Annotated in this window: 11 protein-coding genes; 4 read left to right on the forward strand and 7 right to left on the reverse strand. The window is 53.0% G+C overall.

Going from position 1 to position 11,657, the window contains the following annotated elements; all coding sequences use genetic code 11:
- Positions 1–11: 11 nt before the first annotated feature.
- Complete coding sequence (carA, locus tag K6K13_RS18200) at positions 12–1,160, reverse strand: glutamine-hydrolyzing carbamoyl-phosphate synthase small subunit (RefSeq protein WP_222158241.1); 1,149 nt, start codon at positions 1,158–1,160, stop codon at positions 12–14.
- A gap of 132 nt (positions 1,161–1,292) precedes the next feature.
- On the opposite strand from carA, the gene K6K13_RS18205 reads away from it, so the two are divergent.
- The gene (locus K6K13_RS18205; protein WP_222158242.1) at positions 1,293–1,592 is read left to right on the forward strand and encodes a hypothetical protein; all 300 of its coding nucleotides are present in this window, start codon (positions 1,293–1,295) and stop codon (positions 1,590–1,592) included.
- Positions 1,593–1,605: 13 nt separating this feature from the next.
- Here the strand turns inward: K6K13_RS18205 and dapB are convergent, their stop codons facing one another.
- The 6 genes from dapB to ribF form a co-directional block, all read right to left on the reverse strand.
- Complete coding sequence (gene dapB, locus K6K13_RS18210; protein WP_222158243.1) at positions 1,606–2,424, reverse strand: 4-hydroxy-tetrahydrodipicolinate reductase; 819 nt, start codon at positions 2,422–2,424, stop codon at positions 1,606–1,608.
- A gap of 297 nt (positions 2,425–2,721) precedes the next feature.
- Entirely contained in the window at positions 2,722–3,672 is a 951-nt protein-coding gene (gene ispH, locus K6K13_RS18215; protein WP_222158244.1) for a 4-hydroxy-3-methylbut-2-enyl diphosphate reductase, read from the reverse strand.
- Positions 3,653–4,126: an FKBP-type peptidyl-prolyl cis-trans isomerase gene (gene fkpB, locus K6K13_RS18220; RefSeq protein ID WP_222158245.1), complete on the reverse strand. Its 474-nt coding sequence runs from the start codon at positions 4,124–4,126 to the stop codon at positions 3,653–3,655. Before fkpB ends, ispH begins: the two co-directional genes overlap by 20 nt.
- Complete coding sequence (lspA, locus tag K6K13_RS18225) at positions 4,123–4,635, reverse strand: signal peptidase II (RefSeq protein ID WP_222158246.1); 513 nt, start codon at positions 4,633–4,635, stop codon at positions 4,123–4,125. Before lspA ends, fkpB begins: the two co-directional genes overlap by 4 nt.
- The gene (ileS, locus tag K6K13_RS18230; RefSeq protein WP_222158247.1) at positions 4,635–7,448 is read right to left on the reverse strand and encodes an isoleucine--tRNA ligase; all 2,814 of its coding nucleotides are present in this window, start codon (positions 7,446–7,448) and stop codon (positions 4,635–4,637) included. The genes lspA and ileS overlap by 1 nt, the downstream gene beginning before the upstream one ends.
- Before the next feature lie 43 nt (positions 7,449–7,491).
- Positions 7,492–8,433, reverse strand: a complete 942-nt coding sequence (gene ribF / locus K6K13_RS18235) for a bifunctional riboflavin kinase/FAD synthetase (protein ID WP_222158248.1) — start codon at positions 8,431–8,433, stop codon at positions 7,492–7,494.
- A 390-nt stretch (positions 8,434–8,823) separates the two neighbouring features.
- Here ribF and rpsT point away from each other — a divergent pair, with 390 nt between their 5' ends.
- The 3 genes from rpsT (at position 8,824) to K6K13_RS18250 (ending at position 11,629) form a co-directional block, all read left to right on the forward strand.
- Positions 8,824–9,084, forward strand: coding sequence for a 30S ribosomal protein S20 (gene rpsT, locus K6K13_RS18240; protein WP_222158249.1), 261 nt, complete (start codon positions 8,824–8,826; stop codon positions 9,082–9,084).
- Positions 9,085–9,679: 595 nt separating this feature from the next.
- The gene (locus K6K13_RS18245; protein WP_222158250.1) at positions 9,680–10,948 is read left to right on the forward strand and encodes a hypothetical protein; all 1,269 of its coding nucleotides are present in this window, start codon (positions 9,680–9,682) and stop codon (positions 10,946–10,948) included.
- Positions 10,949–11,044: 96 nt separating this feature from the next.
- Positions 11,045–11,629, forward strand: coding sequence for a hypothetical protein (locus K6K13_RS18250; protein ID WP_222158251.1), 585 nt, complete (start codon positions 11,045–11,047; stop codon positions 11,627–11,629).
- The last annotated feature ends 28 nt before the right edge of the window (positions 11,630–11,657 follow it).

Here is an 11,657-nt window from a genome sequence, read left to right on the forward strand (position 1 = left end):
TCTGCTCCCGATTATTTACCATTGGCACGAAAAGATTGAATCAGTTCGATAAAGTGATCGAACAAAGGGGCCGCGTCGTGCGGACCCGGGCTTGCTTCCGGGTGTCCCTGGAAACTGAATGCCGCTTTATCCGTGCGATGAATGCCTTGCAGGGAGCCGTCAAACAGCGATTTATGCGTCGGGCGCAGCGTCGCAGGCAGTGAGTTTTCATCCACCGCGAAACCGTGGTTCTGCGCGGTGATCATCACGCAGTCGGCATCCAAATCTTTTACCGGGTGGTTGCCACCGTGGTGACCAAATTTCATTTTGACCGTTTTAGCACCGCTTGCCAGCGCCAGCAGTTGGTGACCCAGACAAATACCAAACACCGGAATGTCGGTCTCCAAGAAGGCTTTGATTGCCTTGATGGCGTAGTCGCACGGCTCCGGGTCGCCAGGGCCGTTGGAGAGGAAAATACCGTCCGGATTCAGTTTGAGCACCTCTTCTGCGGACGTCTGGGCAGGCACAACCGTCAGGCGGCAGCCACGATCGACCAGCATACGCAGAATGTTGCGCTTCACACCGTAGTCGTAAGCCACCACGTGGTACGGCAATTCACTTTCCGCTTTGGCAGCAGGCAGGTCGCCGGTCAACGTCCAGCTACCTTGCGTCCAGCCATAACGTTCCTGCGTCGTCACTTCTTTTGCCAGATCCATGCCTTTCAGACCAGGGAACGCTTTGGCTTTTTCCAAAGCCAGTGCCGCATCCGGCGCATCCCCAGCAATAATGCAGCCATTCTGCGCCCCTTTCTCACGCAGCAAGCGCGTCAGCTTACGCGTATCAATATCGGCGATGGCAACGATGTTATTGCGTTTCAGATAATCCGAGAGGCTCTCTTCATTACGGTAGTTGCTGGCAATCAGAGGCAGATCGCGAATAACCAGGCCTTGAGCATGAACAGAGGGGGATTCTTCGTCGCTGGCGTTAGTGCCGACATTACCAATATGGGGATAAGTGAGAGTGACAATCTGGCGAGAATAGGAAGGATCAGTGAGGATTTCTTGATAACCGGTCATCGACGTATTGAAGACCACTTCCCCCACTGCCGTTCCCTCTGCCCCGATGGCACGACCGTGGAATTGGGTTCCGTCTTCCAGAACCAATAGCGCTGACTTAATCAAAACACCCCCCAAGGAATAAAAAATCATGTTATCTGCATATTAATTCAGATTTGCCACTCCAAATCAATGCAAAAATTACCTTTTCGGTAAACTTTTGGCAAATTGCGCGCATTTTAATGATGGTCGTTCAACTTGTCCACTCCAACCGCTATTTTTCTCCATTTTTTATGGCTTACAGCGCCACTGACCTACCACAGCCACAAAAACAGCCATCAAAAAGGCAAAGTAAACGGTTGCCTGGTGACATTATTAGCCAGAGGGAAATATTTGGCCAGTGAGTGCCTGACAAGGCAATGCGCGGTTAAAAAAACGTCAGCAAATGCTTTAAAAAGAAGGGTAAATACAAATTATACCAATTACAACTCAATAAAAACAAAAACAACAGTAAATAGAAAAAGGATGGCGGATAAGCCACCCAATTCAATAAGTTAAAAACAAGATAAAATCAAAGATCATTGAGAGAAAGCACGTCTCTCATATCAAAAAGACCTGATTTCTTATCCCTCAACCAAATTGCAGCCCTAACCGCACCATTAGCGAATGTCATGCGGCTGGAAGCCTTGTGGCTAATCTCAATGCGCTCGCCAACATCCGCAAACATGGCAGTGTGCTCACCGACGATATCCCCGGCACGCAAGCTGGCAAACCCAATACTGTTTGGCACACGTTCACCGGTGTGGCCTTCACGCGCGTAGACCGCGCAGGTTTTCAGATCGCGCCCTAACGCGCCCGCAATGGCTTCGCCCATTGCCAACGCCGTTCCTGACGGGGCATCCACTTTATGACGGTGATGCGCTTCCAGAATCTCGATATCCGTGTAGTCACCCATCACCGTGGCCGCTTTCTCCAGCAATTTCAGCATCACGTTGACACCAACACTAAAATTGGCGGCAAACACAATGCCAATATCCTGAGCAGCAGCGCTAATAGCCGCTTTGCCTGCATCATCAAAACCCGTGGTACCGATAATCATGCCTTTGCCATGCTGGCGACAGAATGCCAGATGCGCCAATGTGCCTTCCGGGCGCGTGAAATCGACGAAGATATCAAAATCATCACGCACCGCATCCAGCGAATCCTGCACGGTAACGCCCAACGTTCCCAGCCCAGCCAGTTCTCCGGCGTCGACCCCAACCAGTGATGAGCCTTCACGCTCCAACGCCGCACCGAGCACAGCGCCCTCCATCTGCGAAACAGCCTGGATCAGTTGACGCCCCATTCGACCGCCGGCACCGGCAATCGCTACACGTATTGCATCCTTCATCGTTATCTCTCTTTTTTCACTTGCGCCGTAAAAACGTTCTCAGGTTAGCGATCCAACGCGACGGCTGCCAGTGGATTTCACACAGGATTAGAAATTACTGACAAAAAGGAGGAATAATCAGTAAAAGCTATCCCTCAGAAGGCGTTCGAAGCACAGTGGCTGGCAAATTCAACCGAATATGCCAGAGAGGTAATGACGCATAATCATGCAGTTTTTATGCATTCGAAAAAGGTGAAGATTCAGGCAAAAAAATAGCAGGGATATCACCCTGCTATTTTTACCTGTCTCATTCCAGTATCAATCGATCTGCTTCACGTCCACGCGCAGCTCTTTCGGTACTTCAAAGACAATATTCTCTTCACGGCCTTCAAGCTCAAGCGCGACTTTTCCCCCCAGGGATTTAAGGCGTTCTATTACCTGCTGAACCAGAATATCCGGCGCAGAAGCACCCGCCGTCACCCCCACGCATGCGGCGTCGGTCAGCCAACGCTCCTGAATATCATTCGCAGAGTCGATAAGGTAAGCGGGGATGCCCGCTCGCTGGGACAGCTCAGCCAACCGGTTGGAGTTGGACGAGTTTTTCGACCCAACCACCAGCACTACGTTGGCGCGTTCCGCCAGATAACGCACCGCTTCCTGACGGTTCGTGGTGGCGTAGCAGATATCGTCTTTACGCGGACCGATAATTTGTGGGAAACGCTCACGCAGTGCATCGATCACCGCAGAGGTGTCATCCACCGACAGCGTGGTTTGCGTCATAAAGCAGAGGTTACCCTCATCTTTGACCTGCAAATTCCACACATCCTCCGGCGACTCCACCAGATACATGCCGCCGTCATCGTTGCTGTACTGCCCCATGGTGCCTTCTACTTCAGGGTGGCCCGCATGACCGATCAGGATAGCTTCTACCCCTTTGCGGCTGGCACGCGCCACCTCCATATGGACCTTGGTCACTAACGGACAAGTGGCATCAAAGACAGTCAGATCGCGATTCTTCGCCTCTGCCCGCACGGCCTGAGACACGCCGTGCGCAGAAAAAATCAGGATTGCGCCGTCAGGCACTTCGCCAATCTCTTCAATAAAGATCGCACCGCGGTCACGCAAGCCATCCACCACATAGCGGTTATGCACCACTTCGTGGCGTACATAAATCGGCGTACCATAAATTTCCAGCGCACGCTCGACAATGCTGATTGCGCGATCGACGCCCGCACAGAAACCACGTGGGTTAGCCAGTAAGATTTGCACGCTCAACCTCCTGCGCGACAGGATCGATATCCATTACCTCAACATCAAAACTAACGTGATGACCCGCCAGCGGATGATTGAAATCGACCGTAATCGACTCTTCCGCCACGTCACGAATCACACCGGGCATATCATTACCTGCCACGCCGCTGAACAGCATGATAGTGCCCACGTCAGGTACGCCAGTTTCAGCAAAATCGCGACGCAGAAAGAACTGAATCAAATCCGGATTGGACGGCCCGAAAGCCGATTCCGGGGGCAACGTGAAACGGTGTTTATCGCCCCGGCGCAAGCCGAGGAGTTGCTGTTCCAGCGCGGGAGACAGACTCTCATCCCCCAGGCGAAACAGTGCAGGTTTACCCCGTTCGCGGGTCGATTCCGCAACGCTACCATCTTCCAGCGTCAGCATAAAATGCAGCAATACGGCACTGGTATTCTGTACGCTTTGCGTCATGCCTGCCCCTTCGGCTTGGCCGAGGCGTCGTGAGGTGTCAGAAAGCCTTCCAACACCACCAGACCGGCCCCGATACAGATAGCCGTGTCCGCCAGATTGAACGTCGCGAAGTGCCAGTTACCGACGTAGAAGTCAATGTAATCGACCACAAAGCCGTGCCAGGTTCTGTCAAACAGGTTCCCCAGTGCACCGCCAATAATCAGTGCATAGGCGATATTGCTCAGCTTCTGATCGGCGCGATTACGGTACATCATCACCAGCAGCGCCACCACGATCATGATGGCGACACCGGCAAAGAACCAGCGCTGCCAGCCGCCTTTATCTGCCAGGAAGCTAAATGCTGCACCGTAGTTACGGGCATAGTGTAGGTTTAACGAGGGAAACAGCGCCCAGGTCTCACCCAGTTCAAAATTCGCCAGCACCCAGTATTTGACACCAAGATCCACCGCCAACACTACCAGCACCAGCCACAGCCAGCGCAACCCGCTTGAACAGATCGATTTATTCATCAGACAAATTTACGCTCTTCGCCATTACCGCCCACATTCGTGGCACAGCGTCCGCATACCTCTGGGTGTGCAGCATCCACACCGATATCGGACTCATAGTGCCAGCAACGCGGGCACTTGTGCCCATCCGCTTTGCTTAAGGCAATTTTCAGGCCAGAGAGTTCACTCGCTTGCGCATCCGCCGGAGCATCCTCATAGCGTTCAACCCGCGCCTTGGAGGTCAGCAGTGCAAAATGCAGTTCCTGTTGCAGACGACCCAGCTTCTCGGACAGATCTGCATCGGCATACAGCGTTACCGCTGCTTCCAGCGAACCGCCAATACGCTTGTCGTTACGCGCTTGCTCAATCACCTTGTTCACTTCGGCACGCACCTTCAGCATGTCGGCCCAGAACGCATCGTTCAGGGTTTCCTCTTCCGCCAGTCCGTACAGGCCGTCATACCACTCTTCGGTAAACACGTATTGTGCGCGTTCGCCCGGCAAGTAGCCCCAGACTTCATCGGCGGTGAAGGACATGATCGGTGCCATCCAGCGTACCAGCGCTTCGACAATGTGGAACAGTGCAGTCTGGCAGCTACGGCGCGCCACGCTGTCATGCTTGGCGGTGTACTGGCGATCCTTGATGATGTCCAGATAGAACGACCCCATTTCGATGGAGCAGAACTGCATCAGGCGTTGCACCACACGGTGGAAATCGTAACTTTCATAGGCTTCAACAATCTCTTGCTGTGCGGCTTGCGCGCAGCCTACCGCCCAACGATCCAGCACCACCATCTCTTCCGGTTTCACGCTATGCAACGCCGGATCGAACCCATTCAGGTTCGCCAGCAGGAAACGCGCGGTATTGCGGATACGACGATAGGCATCAGCAGAGCGTTTGAGGATTTCATCGGACACCGCGATCTCGCCGGAATAGTCGGTGGAACCGATCCACAGACGCAAAATATCCGCACCCAGCTTGTCCATCACGTCCTGCGGCGCAATGGTGTTGCCAATGGATTTGGACATTTTGCGGCCCTGACCATCAACGGTAAAGCCGTGGGTCAGCACCTGACGATACGGGGCTTTACCCTTGATCGCCGTAGAGATCATCAGCGAAGACATAAACCAGCCGCGATGCTGGTCAGAGCCTTCCAGATACATATCGGCCGCATGCCCGGCAAATTCCGGTCGTACATCCACCACGGAGGCGTGGGTCGATCCGGAATCGAACCATACATCCAGCGTGTCCGGCACTTTGACATAATTGGCAGCATCAGCGCCCAGCAGATCGGCCGGGTCGAGATCCCACCATGCCTGAATGCCGTCCTGCTCAACGCGTTTAGCCACCGCTTCGATCAGCTCCGGCGTGCGTGGGTGCAGTTCTTCGGTCTCTTTGTGGACAAACAGCGACATCGGCACGCCCCAGGTACGCTGGCGCGAGATACACCAGTCTGGGCGGTTGGCCACCATGGACTCGATGCGTGCCTGACCCCAATCGGGGATCCACTGCACGCCTTTGATTTCAGACAGCGACTGCTGACGCAGTCCTTTTTGGTCCATGCTGACGAACCACTGCGGCGTGGCACGGAAGATGATTGGCGATTTGTGACGCCAGCAGCACGGATAGCTGTGTTGCAGTTTTTCCACATGCAGCAACGCGCCGCGTTCACGCAGCATCTCAACGATGAGGTCATTGGCTTTAAAGACGAACTTGCCGTCCAGATTCGGGTGCGTGCCCGGCAGATAGCAACCGTTCGGTCCCACCGGATTAGCGATTTCGAGCTGGTATTTCTGGCTGATGACGTAGTCATCCGGACCGTGACCGCCCGCGGTATGCACCGCACCGGTACCGGCATCCAGCGTGACATGGTCGCCCAGAATTGCAGGTACATCGAAATTCAGGAACGGGTGATTGAAGCGTAGCAGTTCAAGGTCGGAACCCTTGCAGTCGCCCAGCACGGTCCAGTTGGTGACACCCAGGCGCGCCATCACGCTGTCTACCAACTCAGCGGCCAGGATCAGAGCTTTACCCTCGATCTGTACGAGTTGGTAAACGAAATCAGCATTTAGCGAGATCGCACGGTTCGCGGGCAGCGTCCATGGGGTGGTGGTCCAGATAACCAGTGCAATCGGGCCTGCCACAGAAGCGACACCGAATTTCGCCGCCACCGCCGCCGCATCAACGGCCGTAAAAGCCACATCAATAGATGGAGAGGTTTTGTCGTAATACTCCACCTCGGCTTCCGCCAGGGCAGAACCGCAATCGGCACACCAGTGCACCGGTTTAGCCCCTTTGTGCAGATGCCCGTTGTCGATGATCTTGCCGAGAGCGCGAATGATATTCGCCTCGGTGTTGAAATCCATGGTCAGATACGGGCGATCCCAATCGCCCAGCACGCCGAGGCGGATAAAGTCTTTCTTCTGCCCTTCAACCTGCTCCGCCGCATACTTGCGGCAGGCCTGACGAAACTCCGCCGCGCTCACCTTCTCGCCCGGCTTGCCAATCAGTTGCTCAACCTTCAGTTCGATAGGCAGGCCATGGCAGTCCCATCCTGGCACGTACGGCGAATCATAGCCGGCCAACCCTTTGGATTTGACAATAATATCTTTCAGAATCTTGTTAACTGAGTGACCAATGTGAATGTTGCCATTTGCATACGGAGGGCCGTCATGCAAAATGAAGGATTTCTTGCCCTTTTTCGCCTGACGAATAATTCCGTACAAATCCTGTTCATACCAACGTTTCAGCATGTCAGGTTCACGCTTGGCCAGATCGCCACGCATCGGGAACCCTGTTTCCGGCAAATTCAGGGTAGTTTTGTAGTCACTCATTAGATTCTCGATTTAGTTTCGGCCATACCTTGGGGTATGAATATTACACCGGTGCTGCTAACCCGAAAAACGTCCGGGCCGTCACCACATCCTCGGCGATTTGCTGCGTCAATGCCTCTAGCGACGCAAACCGCTGCTCATTTCGTATTTTCTTACACAGCGCCACTTCTATATGACACCCGTACAGATCCATGGCGACATCCAGCAGGTGCACTTCCAACTGCTGGCGTTTATCGCCGTCTACCGTTGGCCGGGTGCCGATATTGGCGACGCCGGGAAACGGCGTCGGGCCCAGACCGTAGACTTCAACGGCATACACGCCACTGACCGGAGACACCTGGCGTTTCATCGGCAGATTCGCGGTGGGAAATCCCAACGTTCTGCCTAGCGCTTTACCGTGCACCACACGCCCGGAAATACTGTAAGGGTGGCCCAACAATTCCTGTGCCAGCGGCAAATCGTCATGCAGCAGGGCGTCACGTACTGCGGTACTGCTGACGCGCCTACCGCCATTGCAGAACGTTGTCGTGCTGATGACCTCAAAGCCATGGGCCTGCCCTGCCTTCTGTAATAACAGGAAATCACCGCTGCGACCAGCCCCGAAGCGGAAGTCATCCCCCACAACGAGAAATTTGACACCCAGTTTTTCCACCAGAAGGTGGCGCACAAAGTCTTGCGCATCCTGTGCGGCAAACGCCGCGTCAAACTTCACGCACAATAGCGCGTCAACGCCTGCGCGCGCCAGGTAGTTCACCTTGTCGCGCAGTCGGGTAAGTCGTGCAGGTGCCTGATCGGCAGCAAACAGTTCGAGCGGCTGTGGCTCGAACGTCATCACCATCACCGGCAAATTACGCGCCAGCCCCTCCTGCTTTAGTCGCTCAAGCAGCATTTGATGCCCACGGTGTACGCCGTCAAAATTGCCGATGGTGAGCACACAACCATAATGGCGTGCCCGGAGATTGTGTATACCGCGGATTAGCTGCATGGCGACTCAGGAACAGTTTGGTTAACGATATGGAAATCGGCGGATTATACCTTGTACAGCGGTTAAGGTTAAGGCGCGATTCACGCCTTTTGTCACGCAATTGCTCAGTGACGCCTGTTGATAACGCGCAAAAGCGCTTCCGCTCCCTGACCTTGCCGGAGCAAAAATTCCTCTTTCTTATCAAAAGTTCGTCAGGTAAACGCGAATTTCTGTCGGGAAACGCTGTATTCCCGAGCGCGAAGCTGTTAAAATCCTGCGCCATCACAACGTAACAAGCGTCGGCGTACAAACGGCGCTTATTTGCACAAATCCATTGACAAACGAAGGCTAAACGGGCATATTCCTCGGCCTTTGAATTGTCCTCGATAGAATATATTTGGGAGTTGGACCTTGGCTAATATCAAATCAGCTAAGAAACGCGCCGTACAGTCTGAGAAGCGTCGCAAGCACAACGCTAGCCGTCGTTCCATGATGCGTACTTTCATCAAGAAAGTATACGCCGCGATCGCTACTGGCGATAAAGAAGCTGCACAAAAAGCGTTTAACGACATGCAACCGATTGTGGATCGTCAGGCTAGCAAAGGTCTGATCCACAAGAACAAAGCATCTCGTCATAAATCCAACCTGGCTGCTCAGATCAACGCACTGTAATCATTGCTTGCGTAGATATCTGTCTTCCTCGTTGTAAGAAAAAACCGGCTCTGGCCGGTTTTTTTGTATCAATGCGTTCAACGCACATCCCTCATATTTCCCCTGGCGTTACCTTGCCTCCATTCTCTCCTTATGACGATTCAATCTGTAAGGCTCTTTTTTTATAGTCCAAATTAACCGCTACTTTATGCTGGCGCCCAAAAAGTATCCAGCATTCATGAGGTTCTCTATGGTAGCACCAGTAGTCAAAAAATCGTCTCCCGTCATATTGACGATCCAGGAGCCAAAAGCGCAACAAACGTCACCGATAACAGCACAAAGGCCCTCTGGGTTAAACACCGTGAACGGGCTTGGCAACAGAGCACAACAGGCCAGCGTGCCGAGCGGCAGATCTGCCACTGACGGAGTGATAACGCCCCCCAAAAATAACCGGTTAGTACAGTTCATCAACCCCTTCACGCAGTGTATCAATGTGCGCGCGGTGGCTCTGTTTAATCAGTCAAAACAGGCCGCCACCGCGACTCAACCTGCCGACTCTGGGCAACAGGTCCGCGCGGCAAAACCAGCTCATGCCCATTCAGCTCGACAAAAAATCATGGCTACCCTCGCGCACGAAGCTAAGCAGCAGATCACCACAAGTCATTTACGCAAACCGGACACGGGAAAACGATTGACCCGACAGGCCATCTCGGGGCCAATTCTGGGCCGCCCCCCCACTCAACATACGGCAACCGCATTGGCTGCCAACACCACCAGCCGGGAAGCGCTGACAAAAGCCAAAACCCTGGTCGATAGCGCCGTAACGGAATTTGGAATTGTCGAAAAGGGCATGGCTGATACCCACTATGCCAGCCAGGCAATCGACTCAGCCCTCTGCGCCATCTACAGCAACCATAAAGACAACTTCTTAAAGCGTCTGGAGCACAGCGCCAAACCGGTTCAGAACACACTGCTCAGCACCCTTCCCGCTGACACGCAACAGGACATTCGGCAGGCGAGCTCCTATGCTCAAACATCGCAGCCACAGCAAGCCCAAACCAAAGTCACAGGTGCGTTGGACAAGCTGGAAAAAATAAAAGACAAACCGATGGTGAAAGCGTTTGGCATGAACCACATCGTCACGTTGTTGCAGAAAGGGATAGTCAAAATGGCGGGCCGCAGTTTGCTCAGGAACAGCCTGCAAGATACGGTTGCCACGGCCTATCAGAAGGGACGCCATGTCAGTCTGGCCACAGGATCGCTAAAGGCCCTTGACGCCGTGACGCAAGAAATTACCCGGCATCAACGGGGTTCCGCTGACGCACGCGCAAGCAATATGCCGTATCCACACACGCAGCTTGAAATCGTTAGCCACGAAGCGGTGCTGAATCATCTCTTAAAAACCAAAGGCCACGCACGCCATGATGGAGACGTTCTCTCAACCGCTGCGCAAATTGCCTACCATAAAGGATTGTGTGACGGCATTCGTAATGCCTACCTGCATACCATCGGCAGCGCCGCACAGGACGCAGGGCTTTCAGGCAACGCTCCACAGCGTGATAAAGCCTTCACGCCAACGGGTGCTGGCGCGAACCCCTATATCAGACCTACGCTAGACGCGGTAACTCGGCACTATCCTGATGCGTTGATGAACCCGGAAATTAAAGACCAACTGTCAAAACATGCCCATCACCAGCTAATGGCAGAAATAGAGACGTTATCAAAGCAGTTAAAACCCAAGCTTGAGAATTTACCATCCTCTGGTAGTGATAACGATCCGGCATTAAAAACTAAACTAGAAAACTTAATGAAATATTCTCCCGATCGTTTCGACGACAGTCTGACAACGATTTCTACGCGTTTTGAAGGGAGCATCGCTTATTAATGCCAAGGGTTCAGCGGATTATTAAAGCGATACAATTTTCACTCAATTATTATTTCATTGAACTTTGAAAAAATTAATCTAGCTTTAGGAGGCTATATGCGTACCATATCCAGTAACATTAGCACATTGATGAAGAAATTCATGCCACCCTTACCGCCACCAGCGGCAAAAAATACGACAATTAGGGTTATAAAACATGATTTTCAAAAAGCATCAAACAATGCAATAACGTTTATGCCTTCAGCCAAAGCGTTATCTACCGTACCCGCCAAACCGTTGCCGATCAGTGAACGCAACGTTATTTATGCGCGAAAACTCTCAGACAGTTTCGCGAGCAAACACGGCAAAATCCTACAGGATCTCAACAGCCGTTTAGCCGCAGGTCGCCCTGTACCGATTAAAAAAACTCGTTCCACGCCTGCACCAGCGCCTGCTAAACTGAGCACGTTTACGCCGCCAACACCGGTAAAACCGGGTAACATGGGGATGCCGCCTCCGCCGCCCCCAATGCCACCAGCATCGTATGTACCGCCAAGAATCATCCAGACGGATACGGTAAGTTCAGCACCGGTGGTCCGTGAAAAGAAAAGCATTAAACCCACAACAACACCACAATATAACTCAGTCATGGATGAGTTTAAAAAGGGCGTGATGCTTCGTCCCTTAAAACCCAGGTCGTAAGCCACTAAACCTCAGCAAGAGAACAATA

Origin of the sequence: Symbiopectobacterium purcellii (genome assembly GCF_019797845.1) — a bacterium.
GTDB classification, from domain to species: Bacteria; Pseudomonadota; Gammaproteobacteria; order Enterobacterales; family Enterobacteriaceae; genus Symbiopectobacterium; species Symbiopectobacterium purcellii.